Annotated in this window: 22 protein-coding genes and 1 pseudogene; 10 read left to right on the forward strand and 13 right to left on the reverse strand. The window is 68.3% G+C overall.

The window, feature by feature from the left end; translation table 11 throughout:
- Positions 1–88 (reverse strand): annotated as a pseudogene (locus tag ABQF13_RS10540) (hypothetical protein); the annotation flags it as partial.
- 115 nt (positions 89–203) lie between these two features.
- The gene (locus ABQF13_RS10545; protein ID WP_448392702.1) at positions 204–1,193 is read right to left on the reverse strand and encodes an oxygenase MpaB family protein; all 990 of its coding nucleotides are present in this window, start codon (positions 1,191–1,193) and stop codon (positions 204–206) included.
- An 88-nt stretch (positions 1,194–1,281) separates the two neighbouring features.
- Here ABQF13_RS10545 and ABQF13_RS10550 point away from each other — a divergent pair, with 88 nt between their 5' ends.
- The gene (locus ABQF13_RS10550) at positions 1,282–1,878 is read left to right on the forward strand and encodes a TetR/AcrR family transcriptional regulator (protein ID WP_448392703.1); all 597 of its coding nucleotides are present in this window, start codon (positions 1,282–1,284) and stop codon (positions 1,876–1,878) included.
- A gap of 85 nt (positions 1,879–1,963) precedes the next feature.
- Here the strand turns inward: ABQF13_RS10550 and ABQF13_RS10555 are convergent, their stop codons facing one another.
- Entirely contained in the window at positions 1,964–2,560 is a 597-nt protein-coding gene (locus tag ABQF13_RS10555) for a DinB family protein (RefSeq protein WP_448392704.1), read from the reverse strand.
- A 1-nt stretch (position 2,561) separates the two neighbouring features.
- Positions 2,562–3,080 carry a DinB family protein gene (locus tag ABQF13_RS10560; RefSeq protein ID WP_448392705.1) on the reverse strand — a complete coding sequence of 173 codons (519 nt, stop codon included), beginning with the start codon at positions 3,078–3,080 and terminating at the stop codon, positions 2,562–2,564.
- 61 nt (positions 3,081–3,141) lie between these two features.
- Here ABQF13_RS10560 and ABQF13_RS10565 point away from each other — a divergent pair, with 61 nt between their 5' ends.
- On the forward strand, positions 3,142–4,137 hold the full coding sequence (locus ABQF13_RS10565; protein WP_448392706.1) for a helix-turn-helix transcriptional regulator: 996 nt from the start codon (positions 3,142–3,144) through the stop codon (positions 4,135–4,137).
- A 20-nt stretch (positions 4,138–4,157) separates the two neighbouring features.
- Here the strand turns inward: ABQF13_RS10565 and ABQF13_RS10570 are convergent, their stop codons facing one another.
- Complete coding sequence (locus ABQF13_RS10570; RefSeq protein ID WP_448392707.1) at positions 4,158–4,709, reverse strand: nucleotidyltransferase; 552 nt, start codon at positions 4,707–4,709, stop codon at positions 4,158–4,160.
- A gap of 46 nt (positions 4,710–4,755) precedes the next feature.
- Between ABQF13_RS10570 and ABQF13_RS10575 the strand changes: the two genes are divergently transcribed.
- The 7 genes from ABQF13_RS10575 to rplL all read left to right on the forward strand — a co-directional run bounded on the left by ABQF13_RS10575 (position 4,756) and on the right by rplL (position 13,003).
- A complete protein-coding gene (locus tag ABQF13_RS10575; RefSeq protein WP_448392708.1) occupies positions 4,756–5,523 on the forward strand; it encodes an endonuclease/exonuclease/phosphatase family protein in 768 nt (255 codons plus the stop codon).
- Positions 5,524–5,650: 127 nt separating this feature from the next.
- Entirely contained in the window at positions 5,651–9,772 is a 4,122-nt protein-coding gene (locus ABQF13_RS10580) for a glycoside hydrolase family 38 N-terminal domain-containing protein (RefSeq protein ID WP_448392709.1), read from the forward strand.
- Entirely contained in the window at positions 9,769–10,314 is a 546-nt protein-coding gene (locus ABQF13_RS10585; protein ID WP_448392710.1) for a DUF7158 domain-containing protein, read from the forward strand. Before ABQF13_RS10580 ends, ABQF13_RS10585 begins: the two co-directional genes overlap by 4 nt.
- Positions 10,314–11,219: an ROK family protein gene (locus tag ABQF13_RS10590; protein ID WP_448392711.1), complete on the forward strand. Its 906-nt coding sequence runs from the start codon at positions 10,314–10,316 to the stop codon at positions 11,217–11,219. Before ABQF13_RS10585 ends, ABQF13_RS10590 begins: the two co-directional genes overlap by 1 nt.
- A 56-nt stretch (positions 11,220–11,275) precedes the next feature.
- Positions 11,276–11,710 carry an anthrone oxygenase family protein gene (locus ABQF13_RS10595; protein WP_448392712.1) on the forward strand — a complete coding sequence of 145 codons (435 nt, stop codon included), beginning with the start codon at positions 11,276–11,278 and terminating at the stop codon, positions 11,708–11,710.
- A gap of 282 nt (positions 11,711–11,992) precedes the next feature.
- Positions 11,993–12,523, forward strand: coding sequence for a 50S ribosomal protein L10 (gene rplJ / locus ABQF13_RS10600; protein ID WP_448392713.1), 531 nt, complete (start codon positions 11,993–11,995; stop codon positions 12,521–12,523).
- Between the two features lie 87 nt (positions 12,524–12,610).
- Complete coding sequence (gene rplL / locus ABQF13_RS10605) at positions 12,611–13,003, forward strand: 50S ribosomal protein L7/L12 (protein ID WP_448392714.1); 393 nt, start codon at positions 12,611–12,613, stop codon at positions 13,001–13,003.
- Positions 13,004–13,056: 53 nt separating this feature from the next.
- On the opposite strand, the gene ABQF13_RS10610 is transcribed toward rplL, so the two are convergent.
- Genes ABQF13_RS10610 through ABQF13_RS10645 form a run of 8 tightly spaced genes read right to left on the reverse strand, consistent with a single transcriptional unit; the run spans position 13,057 to position 21,693 of the window.
- Positions 13,057–14,373 (reverse strand): MlaD family protein, encoded by a 1,317-nt coding sequence (locus ABQF13_RS10610; RefSeq protein WP_448392715.1) that lies wholly within the window; start codon positions 14,371–14,373, stop codon positions 13,057–13,059.
- The gene (locus ABQF13_RS10615) at positions 14,370–15,464 is read right to left on the reverse strand and encodes an MlaD family protein (RefSeq protein ID WP_448392716.1); all 1,095 of its coding nucleotides are present in this window, start codon (positions 15,462–15,464) and stop codon (positions 14,370–14,372) included. The genes ABQF13_RS10610 and ABQF13_RS10615 overlap by 4 nt, the downstream gene beginning before the upstream one ends.
- On the reverse strand, positions 15,461–16,564 hold the full coding sequence (locus tag ABQF13_RS10620; RefSeq protein ID WP_448392717.1) for an MCE family protein: 1,104 nt from the start codon (positions 16,562–16,564) through the stop codon (positions 15,461–15,463). The genes ABQF13_RS10615 and ABQF13_RS10620 overlap by 4 nt, the downstream gene beginning before the upstream one ends.
- A complete protein-coding gene (locus ABQF13_RS10625; RefSeq protein ID WP_448392718.1) occupies positions 16,561–17,592 on the reverse strand; it encodes an MCE family protein in 1,032 nt (343 codons plus the stop codon). The genes ABQF13_RS10620 and ABQF13_RS10625 overlap by 4 nt, the downstream gene beginning before the upstream one ends.
- Complete coding sequence (locus ABQF13_RS10630) at positions 17,589–18,641, reverse strand: MCE family protein (RefSeq protein ID WP_448392719.1); 1,053 nt, start codon at positions 18,639–18,641, stop codon at positions 17,589–17,591. The genes ABQF13_RS10625 and ABQF13_RS10630 overlap by 4 nt, the downstream gene beginning before the upstream one ends.
- The gene (locus tag ABQF13_RS10635) at positions 18,638–19,984 is read right to left on the reverse strand and encodes an MlaD family protein (protein ID WP_448392720.1); all 1,347 of its coding nucleotides are present in this window, start codon (positions 19,982–19,984) and stop codon (positions 18,638–18,640) included. Before ABQF13_RS10635 ends, ABQF13_RS10630 begins: the two co-directional genes overlap by 4 nt.
- A 2-nt stretch (positions 19,985–19,986) precedes the next feature.
- Positions 19,987–20,844, reverse strand: a complete 858-nt coding sequence (locus ABQF13_RS10640; protein WP_448392721.1) for an MlaE family ABC transporter permease — start codon at positions 20,842–20,844, stop codon at positions 19,987–19,989.
- Positions 20,845–20,847: 3 nt separating this feature from the next.
- A complete protein-coding gene (locus ABQF13_RS10645; protein WP_448393123.1) occupies positions 20,848–21,693 on the reverse strand; it encodes an MlaE family ABC transporter permease in 846 nt (281 codons plus the stop codon).
- 529 nt (positions 21,694–22,222) lie between these two features.
- On the opposite strand from ABQF13_RS10645, the gene ABQF13_RS10650 reads away from it, so the two are divergent.
- Positions 22,223–23,302, forward strand: coding sequence for an ABC transporter ATP-binding protein (locus tag ABQF13_RS10650; protein ID WP_448392722.1), 1,080 nt, complete (start codon positions 22,223–22,225; stop codon positions 23,300–23,302).
- Positions 23,303–23,304 lie beyond the last annotated feature (2 nt).

Genomic DNA, 23,304 nt, shown 5'->3' on the forward strand with positions numbered 1-23,304 from the left:
GATAAATGGGCGCATACCAACGCTGCAATTCATGGCGCGTGACGATGCCGCGCTCGACGGCTTCTCGTCCGATGAAGACGTCCCCCATGTGCCGATATTGGCGACGCGCACTGACACGTTGCGTCGCTGTGCTGCGAGACTGCGTTTTCGCAGGGCCTTACTCGCACTTTTCCTGCTGGAATGCAGTCTCGCGGCAGAAGGAGTTAGGCGAAGCTGTGCTCGATCTCGTCGCGGCTGCGCACCGGATCGTCGCCCGGGTGGTACGTCGGCAGCGTGTGCTTGACGGTCGTTCCCGACTTGACCCGCTCCTTGGCCTGACGGAACTCCGGTGGGATGCCGGCGGCGGTCTGCAGGCCGTTGATGATGCCCCACACCGTGGCGCGTCGGGCCGTGCGCTCGATGATGTTGGGGTCGGTGTGCTGGATCATCTGCTTGGCCCATTTCGGCATGGTGTCGCGGATGGCCCAGTCGACGGCGGCCTGCGGCATCGGCAGGTTCGAGCCGGTGGCCATGGCGGTGCCGTGGGTGACGGCGAGCTTGGGTAGGTAGCTTTCGAGGCACTCGGCGGTCTCGGCCTTGGTGGTCGGCAGATCGGTGCCGCCCAGCGCATGGCCGACGCGGACGAACTCGCCGTAGTACTGGTCAAGTTTCTTGCCGCGCAACGGGTTCGGGTGATAGAGCTCGTGCGCGGTGGCCAGGCCCCAGACGACGGTCGCGTAGTTCCAGCGCAGCCAGTCGGGATCGTCGGCGTCGTAGGCGGCGCCGTCGGGGCGGGTGCCCTTGATGGTGTGGTGCATGGCGCGCACGCTCTGGGCCAGTCGCTCGGCGGTTTCGGTCGAGCCATAGGCGGTGCCGATGAAGAACGCGACGGAGTGGCCGAGTCGCACCAGGGCGCCCTTGGGGTCGATTTTCGGGACCGCCACCCCGTTCTCGTCGCGTTGGACCAGCCGCGAATGGTGCATGCCCATCCAGTAGATCGACGGGTCGAGCCGCTCCATGTAGGCCGCGCACTGCAGACCGAAGATCAGCGAATACATGTGCGAGTGCACATGCCAGACCGCGCTGCCCGGCCCGAACCAGCCGGGGTCGCCCACCGGGGCCGCGAACTCCATACCTTTGAAGAAGTTGCGACGAATGCCCTGGTCGAAGCGTTTGTTGAGCATCTGACCGACGATCTGGTGCGGCAGGAACAAGGCTGACCTCTTTCAGGTTTGGTCACGGCTGTAACCAGAATACAACTTTGGTTACATCTGTGACCAGAGACGGCTTACCCTGAAGGCCATGTCCAGTCCCACCCGATGGGCCGGTGTGCCGTTGACCGACCGGCGCGCGGAGCGTCGCGCGCAGTTGGTGGCTGCGGCGTTCGAGCTGTTCGGCTCCGGTGGGGAGACCGCGGTGTCGGTGCGGTCGGTGTGCCGCGCGTGCGGGTTGAACACCCGCTACTTCTACGAGAGCTTCGCCGACGTCGACGATCTGTTGGGTGCGGTGTACGACGAGGTGAGCGCGGGGTTGGCTTCCGAGGTGGCGTCAGCGATAGAGGGCGCGGGCGAGTCGCTTCGGGCCAGGACGCGGGCCGGGATCGCGGCGGTGCTGGGGTTCAGCTCGGCGGATCCGCGGCGCGGACGTGTCTTGTTCACGGACGCGCGGTCGAACCCGGTGCTGGCGGCGCGGCGGGCGGCGACGCAGGATCAGTTGCGCGAGGGCGTGCTGACGGAGGGTTGGCGTCTGCACCCGTCTTTCGATCCGGTGGCCGCACAGGTGGGCGCGGCGATGTACACCGGCGCGATGGCCGAGTTGGCGCAGCAGTGGCTGGCCGGCCGGCTGGGCACGGATCTGGATGCGGTGGTCGACTACGCGGTGCGGATGGTGCTGCGGTAGCTGCTTTGGCTGCTTTGGCGCCGAGCGCACGGTTGTTGTACGCAAACGCCGAGTAAGGGCGCGAACAACCGTGCGCTCGGCGAACTTAGGACGACGGCCTCCAACGCTTGATGAAGTCGGTCTCCGGCCACTCCTCGTTGGCGGCCATCAACTCGTACATCGTTGCGCCGTCGACCGATTCGCGGATGATGTCGGCGTGACCGGCATGCCGGGACAGCTCTTCGATCAGATGCAGCGCCACCCAGCGCACGTCCCAGTGGTCGATGTCCTTGGGGAACCACGGCACCTCGTGCGGCACCGGCACCGGCGTGTCGAGGGCAACCGAGCCCAGCACCCGCAGCGTCTCCGCGTTCTGCCGCTTGAGCTGATCCAACAGCCCGTCGAGCGTCTCGTCGGAGCGCATCGCGTACTGATCGGCGTACTCGGCCATGATCTCGGCCATCGGCCGCTCATCCTTCGGCGGAAACTCCGGCGCATAGGCGGCGCGGTCCGTCCAGCCCTTCTGCACTCCGGCGGCGTGCTTGACCAGCCCGCCGATCGACAGCGCGCTCACCGACGGCGTTGAACGCGCCTGCTCATCGCTCAGGCCGTATGCCGCCGCGAAGAACGCGTTCTGCTGAAACGCCAGAAACTCCAACAGCGCCTCGCGCTCGTCGCGGGCAGGTGCGGGCAATCCTGGCATATCAGTTCCCTTTCGTATGGATGTAAAGATCTCGGATACAGGCTATTTCAGCGCCGTGATGAATCACTTCGCGGTTGATGTGCAACACCAGCTCGGCCATCGGGTGCTCGGCCCACGGCCCCTCGGCCGGCCCGACCGGGCGACCCAAGTCGTCGTCGGACAGGCCGCGCACCCCGGCGGCCCAGCGGGTGTACGCGGCGTCGAGCTGACCCAGTGCCGTCGCGGCGTCGGTAGCGTACGACCACGTTTCATAACTCGCCGGCGGCGCGCCGAAGTGCGAGTAGTTGCGCACCGCGAGCACGCCGACGATGACGTGCGCCAGCCGCCACGCGATCGTCGTGAACGGCTCCGGCTCCGGCGGCGGATAGGCGAAGTCGATCGACCCGTCGCGGCGCACCGTCCAGCAGTCCGGCACCGGCTCCCAGAAGTACTCGTCGTCGGTTAGGCCATCCAGCCGGGGCCGCAACTGGTGCGTCCAGTGGAAGTCGAGCTGGTCGGCGATCAACGCGGTCAGGTCCATACGATTACGCTGACATCTATATAGGACAGTTTCGGTCCTATAACTGCGACAGGGTCGGCATATGGCGGAGACGACGAGCCGGGTGCTGCAGCTGCTGGGTTTGCTGCAGTCGCGGCGGGTGTGGACGGGCGAGGAGCTCGCCGAGCGCCTGGGCGTGACCACCCGCAGCGTGCGCCGCGATATCGAACGGCTGCGCGACCTGGGCTACCCCGTGCACGCCAGCAAGGGCCACGGCGGCGGATACCAACTCGGCGCCGGTGCGGCCCTGCCCCCGCTGCTGCTGGACCCCGACGAAGCCGTCGCGATGGCCGTCTGCCTGCGGCTGGCCGCGGGCGGCACGGTGGCCGGCGTCGGCGAATCGGCGCTGCGCGCGCTGTCCAAGCTCGACCAGGTGATGCCGTCGCGGCTGCGCTCGCAGGTCTCCGCGCTGCACGACGCGACCGTCACGCTGACGTCGCCGTCGTCGGTTGCGCCCGTCGCACCCGACGTGTTGATGACGTTGGCCCGCGCCAGCCGCGACCACGAACACGTCAGCGCCGGCTACGTCGACATCCGCGGCAACGCCACCCAGCGTCGGCTCGAGCCCTACCAACTGGTGACCACCGGGCGGCGCTGGTATCTGCTGGCCTACGACCGCGATCGGTGCGACTGGCGCAGCCTGCGGCTGGACCGGATGTCGGATGTGCGCGCGCTGGGGACAACGTTCGTCGCGCGGGAGGCGCCCGACGCCGCCACCTATGTGCGACGCTCGATCAGCAGCTCGCCGTACCGCTACGTCGCCCGGGTGCGCTATCTGGCGTCGGAAGATGCTGTGGCCCAGCACTTTCCACCTGCTTCGGCGACGATCGAACCCGACGGCCCCGACGCCTGTATCGTCACCGCCGGCGCCGACGACCCTGAGCGGATGGTGCTGTACTTCGCGACGGTCGGCTACGACTTCGAGGTGCTCGAACCTCCCGAGGTGGTGGCTGCGGTGGCGGCCGTCGCGCAGCGCCTGCGCTCTTTGGCGCCGAACGTGGGTTACCCGCACACCTCGGGCGCTCGAGACGTGCTTTGACGCCACACTCGGCGGCAAAGTTAAGGGGTGATCTCCAGCTTGTCGGCGAGCACCAAAAAGGCAGCCGCAAACGGGTTTTCGGAGGTGTCGGTGATGAGGCGCCCCCAGTCCAGCTGCTCACGGACAGCGCGGAAGGCGGGCAGCAGCGCCGAGAAGTCGCAGTTGTGCTCGTTGAGGGCGTTGAGCTTTTCCACCAGCACGTACGTCGGGGACAACACTTTCATCCGGATCGCGAGGACGTCGTACTCCTCGGCGGCGGCGATGGTGTCGGCGTCGACGGCCACGCCGTTGAGCCGGTGCAGCACGTCGATGACGAAGTCGTCCTCGACGCAGGCCTTGAACAACCAGTCCTCGGGGGTGCGCTCGATGGTGAAGCCGGCTTTCTCCAGCGTCAGCGCGGCGGCTTCGGTGTCGGGTTCGGCGACGACGAAATCCACGTCGTGCACGGGTTCGGGACCGCCGAACACCCACAGCGCGTAGCTGCCGCCCAGGGCGAAATCGGGCCCGTGGTCGCGCAGCGCCGACGCGGCCCGTCGGAGCGCGTCGCGCAGATCGTCATTTCGTGCGGGCACGGGTCTCCTGTAGGGCTCGGCGGACATTGTGGGTACTTGAGTACCCATGCGGATGGCGACGTTCAACATCCTGCACGGGCGCAGTGTGCACGACGGCGTCGTCGAGCAGGACCGACTCGTCGAAGCCGTACGCGAGCTCGACGCCGACATCCTGGCGTTGCAGGAGGTCGACGTCGATCAGCCGCGGTCGAACAAAACGGATCTGACCGCGGTGGCCGCTGAGGCGATGGGCGCGCTGAGCCACCGGTTCGTGGCCGCGATCTCCGGCACGCCGGGCGCGACGTGGATGGCCGCGACCGGCGACGAGCAGCCCGGCACCGCCGCCTACGGCATCGCGCTGCTGTCGCGGTTTCCCGCGGAGAACTGGCAGGTGCTGCGGCTGCCGCGGATCCCGACGCGGTTCCCGATGTATCTGCCGGGGCCGAAGCGGGTGCAGGTGGTCGACGAGGAGCCGCGGGCGGCGATGGTGGGCCGGCTGGACACGCCGCTGGGCCCGTTGACCGTCGCGAACACGCATCTGTCGTTCGTGCCGGGGTGGAACCGAGTGCAGCTGAGGCACCTGCTGCGGGATCTGCGGGGGCTCCCAAAGCCGTCGGTGCTGATGGGCGATCTGAACATGACGCCGGGGCCGGTGCGACGCTGGAGCGGGCTGCGGGCGCTGGCGCACGGGATGACGTTTCCCACCGAGGCACCGACGCGGCAGCTCGACCACATCCTGACCGGCGACTCTGGGTGGCGCGTGGAGCGGTGCTGCGCGCCGTTGTTGCCGGTGTCGGATCACCGCGCGCTGGTGGTCGACGTGTCGCGGGCGTGAGGTTTCCCCGGCGAGCAGACGCAGAATCGTGTTCCGCTCGGCGTGTCGACACGCTTTTGCGTCTGCTCGCCGCACGGGCGGTCGCTGACTCACCGCGCGAATCCAATAAATTCCGTAGGGTTTTGGCGTGCGGGTGATTTCGGCGGAGTCGACGGATCTGTTCGTCGGGCCGCCGGACGCGCCGCTGCAACTGGTGCGCGTGACCTACACCGACGGTGCTGGCACGGTGCGCGTCGACGGCGACGCCCTGAGCGGCCAGGCCTCGGTCCCCGCGGGTGACGGCAGCGTCGAGGTCCCGGTGACGGTCACCGACCCGGTCGTGGGACAGCAGCGTGACGCCCGCGTCGCCGACATCCCGTTCACGTTCACCGTCGCCGAACCCGGCTGGACCATGTACATGGTCAGCCACTTTCACTACGACCCGGTGTGGTGGAACACCCAAGCCGCCTACACCAGCGTGTGGACCGAGGATCCGCCCGGGCGCGCCCGGCAGACCAACGGCTTCGACCTGGTGCGCGCGCACCTCGAAATGGCCCGCCGCGAACCGGAATACAAGTTCGTGCTCGCCGAAGTCGACTACCTCAAACCGTACTGGGACACCCACCCCGAGGACCGCGCCGACCTGCGCCGCTTCCTCGCCGACGGTCGTATCGAAATCATGGGCGGCACCTACAACGAACCCAACACCAACCTCACCAGCGCCGAGACGACGATCCGCAACTTCGTGGCCGGCGTGGGTTTTCAACGCGGCGTGCTGGGTGCTTCGCCCGAAACTGCCTGGCAGCTCGACGCGTTCGGCCACGACCCGCAGTTCCCCGGCATGGCCGCCGACGCCGGCCTGACGTCGAGTTCCTGGGCGCGCGGACCGCATCACCAGTGGGGCCCGATGGCCGGTGGCGGCGATCCCGAGCGGATGCAGTTCTGCAGTGAGTTCGAATGGATCGCCCCGTCCGGGCGCGGGCTGCTCACGCACTACATGCCCGCGCACTACTCGGCGGGCTGGTGGATGGATTCGGCCGCGACGCTCTCGGACGCCGAGGCAGCGACGTATGAGCTGTTCGCCTCGCTGAAGAAGGTCGCGCTGACCCGCAACGTGCTGCTGCCGGTGGGTACCGATTACACGCCACCGAACAAGTGGGTCACCGAGATTCACCGCGACTGGAACACCCGCTACACCTGGCCGCGGTTCGTCTGCGCGCTGCCGCGCGAGTTCTTCGCCGCCGTGCGCGCCGAACTCGCCGAACGCGGTGTCGACGCGTCGCCGCAGACCCGCGACATGAACCCGATTTACACCGGCTGTCACGTGTCCTACATCGACACCAAACAGGCCAACCGCGCCGCCGAGGACGCCGTGCTGGACGCGGAGAAGTTCGCGGTGTTCGCCGGATTGCTCGGGGGCGCGACCTATCCGCACGCCGCGCTGGCGAAGGCGTGGGTGCAGCTGGCCTACGGCGCCCACCATGACGCGATCACCGGCTCGGAATCCGACCAGGTGTACCTCGACCTGCTGACTAGCTGGCGCGACGCCTGGGAACTCGGCACCACCGCCCGCGACAATGCGCTGGCGCTGCTGTCCAGCGCGGTCGACGAACCTCTCGTGGTGTGGAATACGTTGGCGCACAAGCGCACCGACATCGTCACTGCCCGGCTCGCCGAGCCGGCGCCGGCCGGGGCGCGGGTGCTGGACGTCGACGGGACGGCGCTGCCGACCCACGTCTCGGGCCGTTGCGTCAGTTGGTTGGCGCGCGATGTGCCGTCACTGGGTTGGCAGTCGTATCGGCTGGAGGCCGATGACGCGGCGGGCTGCTGGGAGCCGTTGGACGGCAACACCATCGGCAACGAGCACTACCGGCTTACCGTGGACCCGGTTCGAGGTGGCGGGGTGTCGTCGCTGATCACCGAGGGCCGCGAGCTGATCGCCGACGGCCGGGTCGGCAACGAACTGGCCGTCTACGACGAGTATTCCGCGCACCCCGAGGCCGGTGAAGGGCCGTGGCATCTGCTGCCGAAGGGACCCGTGGTCGCCTCGTCGGCCGGGACGGCGGAGGTGCAGGCCGATTGCGGATCGTTGGGGCAGCGGATCGTGGTGCGCGGCCGCATCGGCGATGTGCTGCGCTACACGCAGACGCTGACGCTCTGGCACGGCGTGGCGCGGGTGGAGTGTCAGACCACGATCGACGAGTTCACCGGCGCCGATCACCTGTTGCGGGTGCGCTGGCCCTGCCCGGTGCCCGGTGCGCTTCCGGTCAGCGAGGTCGGTGACGCGGTGATCGGGCGCGGCTTCGGCCTGTTCCACGACGGCTCCGAGTCCGCCGTCGACTCGGCGAAACACCCCTGGACACTGGACAACCCGGCCTACGGCTGGTTCGGGCTGTCGTCGGCGGTGCGGGTGCGCGTCGGCGACGGTGTGCGAGCCGTCTCGGTCGCCGAGGTGGTGGCGCCGACGGACGATGGGCAGGCACGTGATCTGGTGGCGGCGCTGGCGCGCGCCGGTGTCACCGCCACCTGCAGCAGCGCGGACAAGCCGCGTTACGGCGATCTCACCGTCGACTCCAACCTGCCCGACGCGCGGATCGCGCTGGGCGGTCCGGACGAAAACGCGTTCACCGCAGAGGTTTTGGCTGAAGCTGATCCGGTGTATCGCGAGGAGCTCAAGCGCCAGCTGTATGCCACCGGGGCGGCCCGGGTGTGGGTGCCGCCGACCGCACCGTTGGCCGACGTGTGGGTGCCCGGCGCCGATCTGCGTGATGTGCGGGCGCTGCCCGTTCTTATCGTGGCGGGGTCGGCGATCCCGGCGGTGGTCGAGGATCTCGGCGATTTCGAGATCCGTGTCGAGCAGGCGGTGCCGTCCGAACTCGAGCCGTTCGAGGCGCGCACGGTCGCGGTGCTCAACCGCGGATTACCCGGCTTCGCAGTGGAATCGGATGGCACGCTGCACATGTCGCTGATGCGGTCGTGTACCGGATGGCCATCGGGCACTTGGATCGACCCGCCGCGGCGCACCGCGCCGGACGGCTCCAACTTTCAACTGCAGCACTGGACGCACACGTTCGACTACGCGCTCGTCTCGGGCGACGGTGACTGGCGTCAGTCCGATTTGCCGGCGCGCAGCGCGGAGTTCTCCCACCCGTTGCAAGCCGTCACCGAAAAGCCCTATGCAACAGGGCGGTTGCCTGCGACCGGGTCACTGCTGGAGATCGAGCCGGCCGGCCAGGTGCAGCTCGGTGCGCTGAAAGCGGCGGGCAACCCGCTGGAGTCCGGGAGCAGCCAGCGGGTGGATCCGTCCGACGGCGTGGTGATCCGACTGGTCGAGACCTGCGGTGCAGCAGCCGATGTCACCGTGCAGTCGGGGCTGCAGCGGGTGTCGGGGGCGGTGCGGGTCGACCTGCTCGAACATCGGCAATCCCCGGCAACGGATGAGCTTCAGATGCACGGCTACGAGATCGCTACGCTGCGCGCCCAGCTCAATTTGCCGCGCACACTCGACGCCGACCACACCGCGTTGGCGCCCGACGAAGAAGCAGCCCAACCGCTGTATGCGCGGTACTGGCTGCACAACCGCGGACCCGCTGCGCTGGGCGGCATGCCCGTCGTCGCGCACCTGCATCCGCACACCATCGATGCAGAGCCGAACCAGACTGTGTCGCTTCGGCTTACCGCGGCCAGCGACTGCAGCGATGCGGTACTGCACGGCAGGGCGGGGCTGCGCTGCCCGGCCGGCTGGACGGCCGACCCCGCCGAGCTGTCGTTCATGTTGCCGCCGGGGGAGTACCTCGACACCGAGGTGACGTTGACGCCACCACCAGCCGTCGCGCCCGGGCTGTATCCGGTGCGCGCGGAGTTGACGCTGTCCGGCAGCCATATACCCGAGGCGTGGCGGCAGACGGTCGAGGACGTCTGTGTGGTGTCGGTCGACGCACCGCCCGATGACCGGCTGCTGCGACTGGTCACCGAACCCTTGGGGGTCGACGTCAGAGCCGGTGACACAGCCCGCCTCGGCGTCACCGTCGGCACTGAGGCGCACGCCGACATCGCGGTCGAGGCACATCTCATCAGCCCGTGGGGCACCTGGGAGTGGATCGGCCCGGCTGCACGCGGTGCCGGGATATCAGCCCGCGGCACAGTCGAACTGGGCTTCGACGTCACCCCGCCGCCATGGGTGCAACCCGGCGAATGGTGGGCGTTGATCCGCATCGCGGGCGCCGGCAGCCTGCTGTACTCGCCCGCGGTGAAGGTGGTGGTGCGATGAACGCGGCGACCGTCGACGGAATCCCGGTGACCGTCGACGACGTCGATGCGCGGGAGGCGCAACTGCGGGCCACCCGCCTGGCGGCGTCGCTGCCGCGGCCCGGCACCAGCGAGGGACGACAACTGCGCCGCTGGCTGACCCAGCTGCTGGTGACCGAACGCGTGGTCGCCGCCGAAGCCGGTGCGTCGGGGCTGAGCGCCGACGATGCGCCCACCGAGGACGAACTGCTGCCCGACACGGTGACCCGGATGGAGATCGGCAGCATCGCGGCGTCGGTGCTCGCCGACCCGGTGGCGCGCGCGGTGTTCGCGAGCGTCACCGCCGGCGTCGACGTCACCGCCGAGGACGTCGCGTCGTACCGGCAGCGAAACCCGTTGCGGTTTAAGGCTGCCGACGAAGTCGCCGAGCATCTGCGCGGGGTGGCCCGTCGTCGTGCGTTCCGGCTCTGGCTGGATGCGCGCTGCGCTGCCGTCGTCGAACTCGCCCCGGGATACGAGCACCCCGGCGACCCGCGTCAGCCCGACAACACCCACCGGCACTGATGACCACGCTGGCGATCGACATCGGCGGTACGAAGATCGCCGTCGGTCTGGTCGACGACGACGGCACCCTCGTCCACCAATCCAGGCTGCCGACGCCGGATGGGGACGCCGAGACCGTGTGGGCGGCGGTCGAATCGCTGGTCACCGGCGCGCTCGCGGTGGCGGGCGGCCGGGTGCGCGGGGTTGGCATCGGGTGCGGCGGGCCGATCGACCTGGCGGCGGGCACTGTCAGCCCGATCAATATCCCTGAGTGGCAACGCTTCCCGATTGTCGACCGGGTGGCCGCCATGGTCGGCGCCCCGGTGCGCATGCACGGTGACGGGGTGTGCATGGCGTTGGGGGAGCGGTGGCGCGGCGCGGGCCGGGGCGCGCAGTTTCTGCTGGGCATGGTGGTTTCCACCGGTGTCGGCGGCGGGCTGGTGCTCGACGGCGCACCCTACGGCGGGCGCACCGGCAACGCCGGGCACGTCGGCCACGTCGTCGTCGACCCCGGCGGCGCGCGGTGCAGCTGCGGCGGACACGGCTGCGTCGAGACCATCGCGGCGGGCCCGCGGATGGCGCAGTGGGCACGCGCGCAGGGCTGGGACGCACCCGTCGGCGCCGACGCCAAGGAACTCGCCGACGCCGCCAACGCCGGAAACCCCATCGCGCTGCGGACGTTTCGGCGCGGGGCCACGGCCGTCGCCGCCATGATCGCGTCGGTGGCCGCCGTGTGCGATCTGGACCTCGTCGTCATCGGCGGCGGCGTGGCGAAATCCGGCGCGCTGCTCTTCGACCCGGTCCGTGAGGCGCTGGGCTCCTATGCCGGGCTGGAGTTCCTGCACGACCTGCGGGTGGTACCCGCCGAGCTGGGCGGTGAGGCGGGCCTCGTCGGCGCGGCCGCCTTGGCGATTTCGGTGCGGTAACCCGCGCTGAGCGCTGGTTTGCGCGCCGAACTCGCGAAGGTGGGAGGGTCGAAGGCATGGACGCAACCGTGGGAGCCCTGGCCCTGTTGATCACCGGCCCGCTGGTCGGCGTGGAGATCGCGGTCGCGGCGTTCACCAACCCGGTCTTCGGCCGGCTGCCCGACGACGGGTTCGCGCAGGCCCGCAGCGACGGCAGCCGGGTGCTGGGCAAGGTGATGCCGTTCTGGTACGTCGGCACCCTGCTGGTGCTGATCGCGACGGCCGTCCTCACCTGGGAGAACTGGTTCATCGTCACGGCCGCCGCGGTGATGGCCGTCGTCGTGCTGATGACCGTGATCCTGATGGTGCCGATCAACAACCGGATCGGCCGCTGGTCAGGGGCCGCCGACGTATCCCGCGACGAGGCCCGGCTGTGGGATCGGCTGCACTGGCGGCGGGTTTTCCTGCTCGTCGCGCTGTACGTGCTGCTGGTGATCGGCCTGATGTTGTGATTTTGGCGCGCTGACGGACCGTGACGGGTTGCGAGCGCGCCGAAATCGCCGTTTTGGCTGATCGGCCCGCGGCAGGCTATTCTGTGTCGGTTCCACCGAAGACCGTCGGTCACCGATGAGCAGGAGCAATCGGTTGAAGGTCCGGGATTACCCGGCGGCCCACGCAGGAGGACGAGGCTAACGCTGTATTCGTGTGCGCCCCGACCTGTCTGCGTCGGGGCGTTCGTCATTCTCGGGGCGGTTTGAGGCGGAACGCCCAACACCAACCACGAGGAGGCATGCATGGCCACGGAGGACAAGGCCGCCGCGATTGCCGACATCGTCGAGCGATTCAACTCGTCGACGGCCACGGTCGTCACCGAGTTCCGCGGGCTCTCGGTCGCCAACCTGGCCGAGCTGCGGCGGTCGCTCGGGGATTCCGCCAGCTACCGGATCGCCAAGAACACGCTGGTCAAGCGTGCCGCGGCGGAGGCGGGCATCGAGGGGCTCGACGAGCTGTTCGTCGGACCCACCGCGATCGCGTTCGTCAAGGGCGAGGCCGTCGACACCGCCAAGGCGCTGAAGAAGTTCGCCAAGGACCACAAGGCCCTCGTCATCAAGGGCGGCTACATGGACGGCCGCCCGCTGTCCGTCGCCGAGGTCGAGCAGCTCGCCGACCTGGAGTCGCGCGAGGTGCTGCTGGCCAAGCTGGCCGGCGCGATGAAGGCCAACCTGTCCAAGGCCGCCGGCCTGTTCGCCGCTCCGGCGTCGCAGGTCGCCCGGCTGGCTGCCGCACTGGAAGAGAAGAAAGCTGGCTCCGAAGAGGCGGCGTAGCCGCGTAACCACCCAACTTGGGGAGCCGCAACCGCGCTGAGCGCGGCCAGGACTCCACAAATCGCAACAAACTAGGAAGGACCCATCATGGCCAAGCTGTCCACCGACGAGCTGCTCGACGCGTTCAAGGAACTGACGCTGCTGGAGCTCTCCGAGTTCGTCAAGAAGTTCGAGGAGACGTTCGACGTCACCGCTGCCGCCCCGGTCGCCGTGGCGGCCGCTCCCGGCGCTGCTGCCGGCGCGCCCGCCGAGGCCGCCGAGGAGCAGTCGGAGTTCGACGTCATCCTCGAGGGCGCCGGCGACAAGAAGATCGGCGTCATCAAGGTTGTCCGCGAGATCGTCTCCGGCCTGGGCCTCAAGGAGGCCAAGGACCTGGTCGACAGCGCGCCCAAGCCGCTGCTGGAGAAGGTCGCCAAGGACGCCGCCGAGGAGGCCAAGACCAAGCTCGAGGCCGCCGGCGCGACGGTCACCGTCAAGTAGTTCAACGGTTCGCACCGCCCGGGATCACCACGATCCCGGGCGGTTCGGCGTTTCTAGGGCACCTGGATCGGCCAACCCGGGGGCTGCGGCGGGGCGCCCGGCGGTAGCGGCGCATCGCCGGGAACCGCCAGCGGTAACGGCGGACCCCCGTACGGCGTCGGGATCGTCCACCGCCCGCGCGGGGTGGGATCAGTGGTCGCGGCCAGATCCGCGCCCGGCGGGGGCCCGGCGGTATCGTCGCCGGCGGGCCGCGGCGCGTTGCGCGCCCCGCGGATGAGCACCGACGGGTCCGGGTCGTTGCAGTAGGTGTATCGGCGCGGCTCCGGGTAATCCGCGGACGACGGCGGATGGCGCGGCACCTGGTAATCGCATGCGTAGCGCGGGTACATATCGCCGATACCCCAGGCGGCGCCGTCGTGAAAGACCGTCAACATGTTCTCCAGCATCGAACCGCGAACGGCGGGGTCGGGGAACAGCGCGTGCAACGCGGGCACCCGCACATACGACAGTTCGGCGACGGTGGCGAGGTTGCCCAACAGCCGCACCATGGTCTCGGAGTTGTCGGCGAAGAGGTGGTCGATGCCCCGCAGGTTGTCGGGGGCGCGCGCGACGAGCGTGCGGAATCCGCCGTCCATCCGGGCCATCCCGGCGAACAGCGCGCCCAGGCTCTGCCCGGTGGCGGCCAACCCCGGGTCGACGTCGGCCACCGTCGTGAACACCGCCCGGCTGGTGGACAGCAGGCTCACCGTCTCCGGAAGCACCCCGTCCAGCGCCGAGATGAGAAACGTTCCGCCGTCGAGGATGTCGGCCAGCTTCTGCGGGCCCTCGGCGCTGACACCGAGTTCGCGGCGGATGACCGCCAACTTGTCCGGATCCACTTGTGTCAGAGCGCCGTTCGCGTTGGCCAACGCCTGCGCCAACGTCACCGGCACCGATGTGCGGTCCGGGTCGACCACGCTGCCGTCGGCCAGATACGGGCCGGAATCGGCGAGCGGGCGAAAGTCCAGATACTGCTCACCGGCCGCCGACAAACCCGACACCCGCACCGCGCTGTCGACCGGGATCTTCGCCCGCGCGTCGATCGAGGCGACCGCGGTCACCCCGCCGTCGGCCAACACGACCGATTCCACGCGTCCGACCGGCACACCGCGCACGGTGACGTCCTGATTCGGCAGCAGCCCACCCGATTCGGTCAGCGGAACCCGCACCTGGATCGTGGTGCGGGCCGGGTTGATCCGCAGCGCGCCGAACGTCAGGTAGGCGACGCTGACGACGAAGATGACGACCAGTGACAGCCCCGACAGCGCAAACCGGTTGCGGCGGACCGCCACCCACGTCGTCAACCACACCGCGGCGGCCCGGTCGATCACGGTCCCTGCCCGACGACGCGTTCCTGCAACCGGAACAGGGTGTACTTCAGGCTGCCGACCATGAAGTGCCAGTCGGCCCGCTTGGGACCGTGGAACTGCGGGTCACCCAGGTAGCCGATATCCGGCATGCTGCCGAGAGCCAGCTTGGCCAGGTTGCCTTTCCCGGCGATCGCGGTACCCGAGGTCGCCTTGACGAACGGCGGCAGCATCCGGCTCATCGCGAGCATGCTGGTGTCCGGGCTGACCACCACGTCGTTGAAAGCGCTTGAGAGCGCGTTGATGTCGGCGACCATGCTGCGGGTGTCGGTGCCCTGAAGCGACGGGAACCGCGACAGCTGGCGCGACATGGCACCGGTGGTGTCGAGAAGGCCGATCAGTTCGCGGGTGTCGACGGCGCCGATCGCCGGCGACGACGCGGCAAGCAGTTCGTTGATGCTGTGCTGGCGGCTGTTGACCGTGTCGATCAGCGTTGCGGTGTTGTCCAGGGAGGTCCGGATCTGTTGCGAGCGTGCGCTGAGTGTCTCGGTGAGCTGGTTGGATTGGCGCACCAGGTCGCGGAAGGCGTCGCCGTTGTCACCTGCGGCGCTTCCGATGCCGTTGACCAACTTGGTCAGGTTGCGTACGACGCCGCCGTTGACCAGGACGGCCGCCGAGCTGAGCACTCCCTCGACCGTCGCCGCGGACCCGGTGGAGCCCAACCCGAGGTTGTCCCCGTCGGCGAGCAGTGCCTGCCCCGGGGTTTCTGGCGGTTGCACCGCGACGTAGACGTCGCCGAGCGGGGTGGCGGTGCGCAGCTCGGCCATCGACCCGACGGGCAGCTGCACCCCTTTTCGGATCTCCATCGTGACCACCGCGGTGTAGTCCTCGGACTTCATGGACACGACTTGGCCGATGTCGGCGCCGCCGAGGCGCACCTTGGCCTTCAGCGGCAGGTTCAGCGCGTTGGCGAACGTCGCGGTCAACGTGTATGACTCCGCACCCACCGAGGGTGCCGGCAGCGGAATGCGGTCGAGACTCGGTGCGGCGCAACCGCTGAGGGCCAGCACAGCGCTGAGGCCGAGGATGGCGCACCGGCGAAGTCGCAGGGTCATCGCTGCCCCATCCGTGCCATGCCGTCGAGCATGTACGACAACCCGAAGTCGGGACCGTAGTCCTGCAATGTGCCGGTGCTGCAGCCGAGTTGGCGCAGACCCATCATGTTGCAGACCTCTTTGGTCATTTGGCTGTCGAACATCATCTTGTCGACGAGGGCATGGGCGCGGATCGCCCCGTTGTTCGCGTCGATCGCGTTGTAGACGTTGTCCAACAACAACGGCAGCAGGTCGAACGTCTCGGCGAGTTCACGGTTGTGGTCGTTGGTCGCGGTCAGCAACACATCGCTGTTGGTGACGGCCTGTTGGATCGTGTCCCGGTTCTCCTCAAGCAGATCGGCGGCGGCCTCGAGCACCTCGTTGGCCCGACTCCCGGTGGTGCCCGAACCGAAGTTCTCGGCGGCCAGCACCGCGCTGGTGGCGCGCACCAACGAACCGAACTCGCGGATCGTCGCGTCGTTGTCCGACGCCGCCTTGGCCAACGCGCTCAGGCTGGTGACGATCGTGGTGAGGTCATCTTCGGTCTGCGCGCCGTCGGAGGTCATCCGCAACGCCTGCGACAACTGATCGAGTGCGCCCTTGATGTCGTTGCCGTTGCCCGCAACGGTTTTGGCGCCCATGTTGACCAGATCGGCCAGCGGCCCGCCGCCGTGACCGTCGCCGTGCATGGCGGCCATGAGCCGGTCGATGGTGGCCAGTACGCGGTCGAAGCCGACGGGTGTGCGGGTCCGGTTGAGCGGGATCACGTCGTGGTCCTCGAGCACGGGACCACCGGTGTAGGCCGGGGACAGCGCGACCCGGCGGTCGGTGAGGATCGAACTGGAGATGGTCGCGGCCATTACGTCGGCCGGTATCTGGACGTCCTCGTCGATGTTCAGCACCACCTCGACGTAGGAGCCCTTGGCGGTGACGCTTTGCACCGTGCCGACCTGCATGCCGAGCACCTCGACGGCGTTGTCCGGGTACAGGCCGGAGGCCTCGTCGAAGTGGGCGGTGACGGTGATGGGCCGCGACGCAATGCCCGATTTCGCCGCGGTGAGGTAGCCGATGGCCGCCACCGCGAGCACCCCGACGACGCAGGCGAGGATGAACTTCTTCATCCGCAGTCCTTGAAGTACTCGACGAGGTCGAACTGGGTGGCGCGGCCGCTGATCGCGCACATCCAGTCGTCGATCAGGATGCCGTTCGCGGGAAAGATGTCGACCGCCGGCGCGGTACCGGTGGCGTTGGTGAGGTTGCGGATCGGAATCGGCAGCGCCTGCAGGGTGTTGCGGAACAGATCGTCGTGCTCGGCGGCCATCGCGCTGAGCTCCAGCAGGTCGTCGACCAGCTTCTCGGCGGCGGGCCGGTCGGCGACCACGGCCCTGCTCAACAGGTCGACGAGCTGGGTCAGCGACGCCATCAGCTGCCGGAACGACTGTTGTCGGGACACGAACTCCGCCAACAGGTCCCGGCCCTGAAAGACCAGCTGGCCCAGGTTGGCCTGCTGGCGGCGCAGCGTGGCGGTCAGCGTGGCGCTGGCCTGCAGCAGGGTGCCGATCTGGTCGCGGCGCGCCGCGATGATCCCCGACAGATTCTGCAGGTTCGTCATGGCCTGCGGCAACGCTTCGGGCAACCCGTGGAGTTGGTCGGAGAGCACGGTCAGCGCGGATGCGAGCCGATCGGTGTCGACCTGTTCGAACGTCGACGTCGAGTCGGTCAGCAGCGCCTGCAGGTCGTAGGGGACCTCGGTGTACTCCAAGCGAATCAACTTGTCCTGCAGCGGTTGTTCCCCCCGTGGGCGCAGCTCGACGTAGCGCGATCCCAGCAGCGTGGTGAGCTTGATCGCCGCCCGGGTGTGCGCGCCCAACGTGACGTCGTCGCGTACCCGCAGCGCGACGATGACGCGGTCACCGGCCAACGCGACGGACCTGACCTCGCCCACGCTGATGCCTGCGATGCTGACGTTGTCGCCGACGCGCAGCTGCGCGGCCTGGGCGAATTCCGCGCGGTAGCTGGTGTATCCGAACCCTGCCGTGCGCGCGATCAGCAGGGCGGCGACCACGACGGCGGCCATCACGAGCGCCACCAGCCCGATCCAGAATGGGTGGTAGGACTCCAGCCGCGGCGTGCGTGTCTTCAGTTTCATCGGGTGGGCCTGCATTTCGGCGAGTTCTGCACGTCGTTGCCCGGCGAGGCCAGTTCGACGATCTTGGGCACCAGCTCGGTGAGGCCGGGGAAGAAGCCCATCAGGTTGACGCTGCAGCCGTAAGCGTTTGCGTACGCGCCGTCGCCGGACATCCGCGCCAGGCCCTTGAGCAGCAGCGGCGTGTTCGAGCCGAGATAGGCCAACTGGTCGGGCATTCCGGCGAGGTGCTGGGCGAAACCCGGTTCACGGTGCAGCAGTTCGGACATCTGCGGGTAGACCGCGTCCCCGATCGCGGCGATCCGGGCGGCGGTGCGGTTCAACGGGCCGGCCGACGCGATGAGGTGCGTGCGCCGGTGGTTGAGTTCGGACACCATCGCGTGCGCCGAGGTGATCATCCCGTCGAGGTTGGCGTCCCGGGCCGCGAGGTCGCCGACGATGGTGTCGAGGTTGTCGATCACATCGCCCAGGATTTCGTCGGGGCCGGCGAAAGTGGCGGTGAGTTCGGCGGTTTGGGCGACGAACTGGGCGACGTCGACCGAATCGCCCTGGAAGGCGTCGATCATGGCGGTGGTCAACCGGTCCACCTGCGCGGGATCGAGCAGGGTGAACAGCGGCTCGAAACCGTTGAGCAGGGCGCCGACGTCGAAGGACGGTTCGGTGCGCTGCAACGGAATCTGGCTGCCAGGGGCTAGTCGCGGTGCGGGTGCGTTGCTGCGGTCGCGGGACAGCCCGAGATAGCGCTGGCCGACGATGTTCTGGTACATCACCGAGGCGACGGTGTCCGGGTAGATCGACTGTTCGCTGTCGATCTGGAAGGTGACCTGCGCGACGTCACCGGCCAGGGTGACCGCGTCGACGCGCCCGACGCGCACGCCGGCGACGCGGACGTCGTCGCCGCCGCGCAGACCGGTGACGTCGGTGAACAACGCCGAATAGCGGTCCGTGGGACCGTCGGGGTCGCGACGCAGGGTGCCGTACACGAGAACGGTCAGCGCCATGGCCACCACCATGAATGCGGAAAACCCGATCAGCGCGCCACGGAACCTCATCGGCCACCGTCGCCGTCGGGAGCGGGGCTGACCGTCACGGCGGTGCCGCGCGCCACCGGTCCGAGCAGGACCTGCTGGGCGCTGTTCGCGTCCTCGCCCAGGATCGTCGAAAGTTGTTCGCGCTCACCGATGCTGCCGACAGGCCCGACGTTGCCACCGTACGACGCCGGCAGCGTTCCGGGCGGCGGAGCCAGGCCGGGCGGGGCCTCGTAGCTTTCGGGCAGCAGCACCTGCGGAATGTCGAACTTCTGCGGCGTCTCCGGAGCGGTGTGGCAACTGGGTCCCTCGAGCGGGCCGTAGCGCGGGCAGTCGGCGCGAACATAGGTGCGCAGCGGCGTGAACGACACGATGAAGTTGCCGCTGAAGACCTGCTGTTCGGCGTCCCAGGCGTCGGTCATGGCCTTCTCGGAAAGGCGGGTGAGCCGGGTGGCGATCGGCAGGAACTCGTCATGGTTCATGGCCAGCACGCCGAGGACCGGTTCCAGATGGGTGGTGATGCCGATGAGTCGGTCGGCGTGGTTGTCGAACGCGGTGGCCGCGGTCGCCGACGTGTCCAGGCCGGCGGCGAGCAGGCTGCGCAACTCCGCCTGTTTCTCGGCGAGTGTGCGCATCGGCACCACGGCGTTGTCCATGGAGTCGAGGAGCCCGGGAACCGTCGCGGACAATGTGTCGGCCATCTCGCTCAGCGCTGAAACCGTCGACGGCTCATCGGAACTGCGGGCGATCAACCGGTTCAGCTCGGTGAGGATGCGCTGCACGCGCGCCCCCGAACTCAGCAGCGCGTCGCCGCGGTGATCGGTGGCCTCGGCGAGCAGGTTGATCATCCCGACCGGCGGGTCGGTGCCGTCGCGCTGGGTGGCCGCCAGGATCTGGCGCACCCGGTCGATCGTTGTCTGGAACAGCACCGTGGGCAGTTTGGTGTCCTCGGCGATGACGGCGCCGTTGTGCAGCGGCGGCGCACCGCCGTTGTCGACCAGCTGCACCGAGGAGACGGCGAACACGTTGCTCGGCACCACCCGGGCGGTGACGGTGCTCGGAATACCCTGGGCCGCATCGGGTGTGAGGTTGATCGTGACGATGTTGGGTCGGCCGTCGAGCGCGGGTGCCACGCTGCTGACCGCCCCGACCAGCACCCCGCGGAACTTGACGTCGGCGCGCTCCGGTAAGCCGTCGCCCACGTTGACCAGTTCGGCCGTCACCCGGACATGGCGATCCAGGTGGCCCTGCGATTTGGCCAACAGCACGCCGGTGATCAACGTCGCGGCCACCAGCACGACCACGCCGCCGACCAGAAGCTGGCGGTCAGACCAGCCGCGGCCGTTGGGTTCGATCGAGTTTCCCATGCTCAGCCGCCGAACCTCGCACCGGAGGCAGCGCCCCAAATCGCCATCGTGAGAAGCATGTTGACGACGACCACGGTGGTGACCGCCGCCCGCATCGCGTGTCCGGCCGCGACGCCGACGCCCTCGGGTCCGCCGGCGGCGAAATAGCCGAAGTAGCACTGGATCGTCGACGCCAACCAGACGAACACCACCGCCTTGAGCACCGAGTAGATGATGTCGGCGCCGCTGAGCATCAACGAAAAGTAGTGCAGGTAAGCCCCTGTCGAGCCGCCACCGGACAGGCTGACCACCACCTGTGCGGTCAGATATCCCAGGCACAGGCACATGACGTACAGCGGCACCACCGCCACCGCCGAGGCCAGCATCCGGGTGGACACCAGGAACGGGATGGGCCGAATGGCGAGCGCCTCGAGGGCATCGATTTCTTCGTTGATGCGCATCGCGCCGAGCTGGGCGGTGAACCGGCAGCCGGACTGCATGGCGAACGCCAGCGCCGCCATCATCGGAATGAGCTCGCGCGTCGAAACCAGCGAGGACACGAAGCCGGTCGCCGGCCCCAGCCCCATCATGCCGAGCATGTTGTAGGCCTCGATGCCGATCATCGCGCCCGCGGCGATACCGAGCACCGCCGCGACGCCCGCCGTTCCGCCGCCCGCGACGACCGAACCGTTACCCCAGGTGACATCGGAGAGCAGCCGGAGAAACTCGGCGCGGTAGTGGCGCAACACAATCGGGATAGACGCGATCGACTCGATGAAGAACGACAGCATGTGACCGAGCCGTCGCACCGTCCGCGTGACTGCACGGACGGATGCCACGAGCGGTCGGGTACCGGGGACGAGATACGTCGAGGGCGTCACGGATCACAGCCCATGTTGCGGCACCATCAGCACGTAGACCTGGGTGATCGCCACGTTGAGCAGCATCAGCACCAGAATCGACTCCACCACCGCGGCGTTGACGGAATTGGCCACGCCCGCGGGCCCGCCCTTGGTGCGCAGACCCTTGTCGCATGCGACCACCGCGACGATCAACCCGAACAGCACCGCCTTGAACAAGGCGAGCATCAGGTCACCGACCGTCGCGAATGCGGAGAACGTGCTGACGAAACTTCCGGGCGCCCCGTGCTGAAAGTAGACGTTGAACAGGTAGCTGGCGAAGAAGCCCACAAAGCACGTCGTGCCGGTGAGCCCGACGGCCACCAACATCGCCGCGGCCGCGCGCGGGACGACGAGGCGCCGGATGGGCGACACCCCCATGACTTCCATCGCGGCGACTTCCTCGCGCATGGTGCGCGAGCCGAGGTCGGCGGTGATCGCCGAGCCGACGGCCGAGGCCATCATGACCGCGGCCACCAGCGACGCGCCCTGCCGGACGATCGCGAGCCCGCTCGCCGCGCCGGCCAACGACGTCGCGCCCACCTGGCCGGCCAGCAGCGCGAACTGCACGGACAGCGTCACGCCGATCGGTATCGCCACCAGCAGCGTCGGAATGACTGCGGTGCCCGACATGAATGCGCCCTGTCGGACGAACTCGCGCCAGGCGAAGCGGCCGGTGACGATGTCGAGAAAGAGGTACTGCAGGCAGCGCAGCCCGAGGACGACCTGGTTGCCGGTGGTCTCGATCGCGGCGACGGGGTGGGTGCGCACGTAGCCGCGCACGGAGTCGGCGACGACGGCACGCTCGGGCACCCCGGGCGGGTCACACACGGACTGCTGCGACAACGATGCGTCTCCCTCTGGTCGGCTCCGATCTACCGCGGCGCACCGATCGGACCCCCGAATTCATGCGCCGACCAGCCCGTCAATATGTGATGCGCTTCATGGAGTGCGCCCGACTGTGATCCACCGCACCGCGGATATTAGCCGAGCTTGGCGCTGCGTACTGAGCATTCAACCGAGCGGCTAGCAAGATCAGTTCGGCCGTCGAACGGGGCGCGATTCGTTACGTCGAGGACCGCACCCGGTGGGGTCGCCACGCCGCCGTGCTGGGAATCCGGGCCGGCGTGGCAACGTACCGAACGCATTGACGTACCAGTAAATTGACATGGTGGAGCCGGTTCAGCAAACGATTTAGCATGGAATTTCCGGGGCGGGTGTACGTGTCGAGAGTGTCGATCGCCGGAGGCGGTGATATTGGTCGGGACACAACCGCAGTGCCGGATACCGACGTGCGCTACAGTGACTCAAGCCACAGGTGGGAGCCGTGTGGCGCAAAAATAGGGCGGAAGGATCTCGCGTGGGCATTGGCATTCAGGTCGAAGGGTTGACCAAGTCCTTCGGCCCCCAGCGAATTTGGGAAGACGTGACGCTTGAAGTGCCGCCGGGTGAGGTCAGCGTGCTTCTGGGCCCGTCGGGTACCGGTAAGTCGGTTTTCTTGAAGTCACTGATCGGACTGCTGCGCCCCGAGCGCGGCAAGATCATCGTCGACGGCACCGATGTCATCCAGTGCACCGCCAAAGAGCTTTACGAGATCCGCACGCTGTTCGGTGTGATGTTCCAGGACGGCGCGCTGTTCGGCTCGATGAGCATCTACGACAACACCGCTTTCCCCTTGCGTGAGCACACCAAGAAGAAGGAAGGCGAGATCCGCAACATCGTCATGGAGAAGCTCGAGCTGGTCGGTCTGGCCGGCGACGAGAACAAGTTCCCCGGCGAGATCTCCGGTGGTATGCGCAAGCGCGCCGGGCTGGCCCGCTCGCTGGTGCTCGATCCGCAGATCATCCTCTGCGACGAGCCCGACTCCGGTCTGGACCCGGTCCGTACTGCTTATCTGTCGCAGTTGCTGATCGACATCAACGCGCAGATCGACGCCACGATCCTGATCGTCACGCACAACATCAACATCGCCCGCACCGTGCCGGACAACATGGGCATGCTGTTCCGTAAGAAGCTGGTCATGTTCGGGCCGCGCGAAGTGCTGCTGACCAGCGATGAGCCCGTCGTCAAGCAGTTCCTCAACGGCCGCCGGATCGGCCCGATCGGTATGTCGGAGGAGAAGGACGAGTCGACGATGGCCGAAGAGCAGGCCATGTTCGACGCCGGCCACCACGACGGCGGTGTCGAGGAGATCGAAGGCGTGCCGCCGCAGATCCAGGCGACGCCGGGTATGCCGGAGCGTCGCGCCGTGGGCCGCCGCCAGGCTCGGGTGCGCGAGATCCTGCACACCCTGCCGCCCAAGGCGCAGCAGGCCATCCGCGACGACCTCGAGGGCACGCACCAGTACCCAGCCAGCGAGTTCGGCGACACCGAGACCGCCCGCCATCATGCCGTCGAGGACGACGCCCCGACCGGCGCCATCCCCACCGCCGAAAGGTAGCC

It is taken from the genome of Mycolicibacterium sp. XJ879 (genome assembly GCF_053483935.1).

What these genes read in the sequence shown, in the direction of transcription:
- ABQF13_RS10550 (WP_448392703.1), top strand. Translation starts at nt 1,282, where the DNA reads ATGTCCAGTCCCACCCGATGGGCCGGTGTGCCGTTGACCGACCGGCGC.
- ABQF13_RS10555 (WP_448392704.1), bottom strand. Translation starts at nt 2,560, where the DNA reads ATGCCAGGATTGCCCGCACCTGCCCGCGACGAGCGCGAGGCGCTGTTG.
- ABQF13_RS10560 (WP_448392705.1), bottom strand. Translation starts at nt 3,080, where the DNA reads ATGGACCTGACCGCGTTGATCGCCGACCAGCTCGACTTCCACTGGACG.
- ABQF13_RS10565 (WP_448392706.1), top strand. Translation starts at nt 3,142, where the DNA reads ATGGCGGAGACGACGAGCCGGGTGCTGCAGCTGCTGGGTTTGCTGCAG.
- ABQF13_RS10575 (WP_448392708.1), top strand. Translation starts at nt 4,756, where the DNA reads ATGCGGATGGCGACGTTCAACATCCTGCACGGGCGCAGTGTGCACGAC.
- ABQF13_RS10585 (WP_448392710.1), top strand. Translation starts at nt 9,769, where the DNA reads ATGAACGCGGCGACCGTCGACGGAATCCCGGTGACCGTCGACGACGTC.
- ABQF13_RS10590 (WP_448392711.1), top strand. Translation starts at nt 10,314, where the DNA reads ATGACCACGCTGGCGATCGACATCGGCGGTACGAAGATCGCCGTCGGT.
- ABQF13_RS10595 (WP_448392712.1), top strand. Translation starts at nt 11,276, where the DNA reads ATGGACGCAACCGTGGGAGCCCTGGCCCTGTTGATCACCGGCCCGCTG.
- rplJ (WP_448392713.1), top strand. Translation starts at nt 11,993, where the DNA reads ATGGCCACGGAGGACAAGGCCGCCGCGATTGCCGACATCGTCGAGCGA.
- rplL (WP_448392714.1), top strand. Translation starts at nt 12,611, where the DNA reads ATGGCCAAGCTGTCCACCGACGAGCTGCTCGACGCGTTCAAGGAACTG.
- ABQF13_RS10615 (WP_448392716.1), bottom strand. Translation starts at nt 15,464, where the DNA reads ATGACCCTGCGACTTCGCCGGTGCGCCATCCTCGGCCTCAGCGCTGTG.
- ABQF13_RS10620 (WP_448392717.1), bottom strand. Translation starts at nt 16,564, where the DNA reads ATGAAGAAGTTCATCCTCGCCTGCGTCGTCGGGGTGCTCGCGGTGGCG.
- ABQF13_RS10625 (WP_448392718.1), bottom strand. Translation starts at nt 17,592, where the DNA reads ATGAAACTGAAGACACGCACGCCGCGGCTGGAGTCCTACCACCCATTC.
- ABQF13_RS10630 (WP_448392719.1), bottom strand. Translation starts at nt 18,641, where the DNA reads ATGAGGTTCCGTGGCGCGCTGATCGGGTTTTCCGCATTCATGGTGGTG.
- ABQF13_RS10635 (WP_448392720.1), bottom strand. Translation starts at nt 19,984, where the DNA reads ATGGGAAACTCGATCGAACCCAACGGCCGCGGCTGGTCTGACCGCCAG.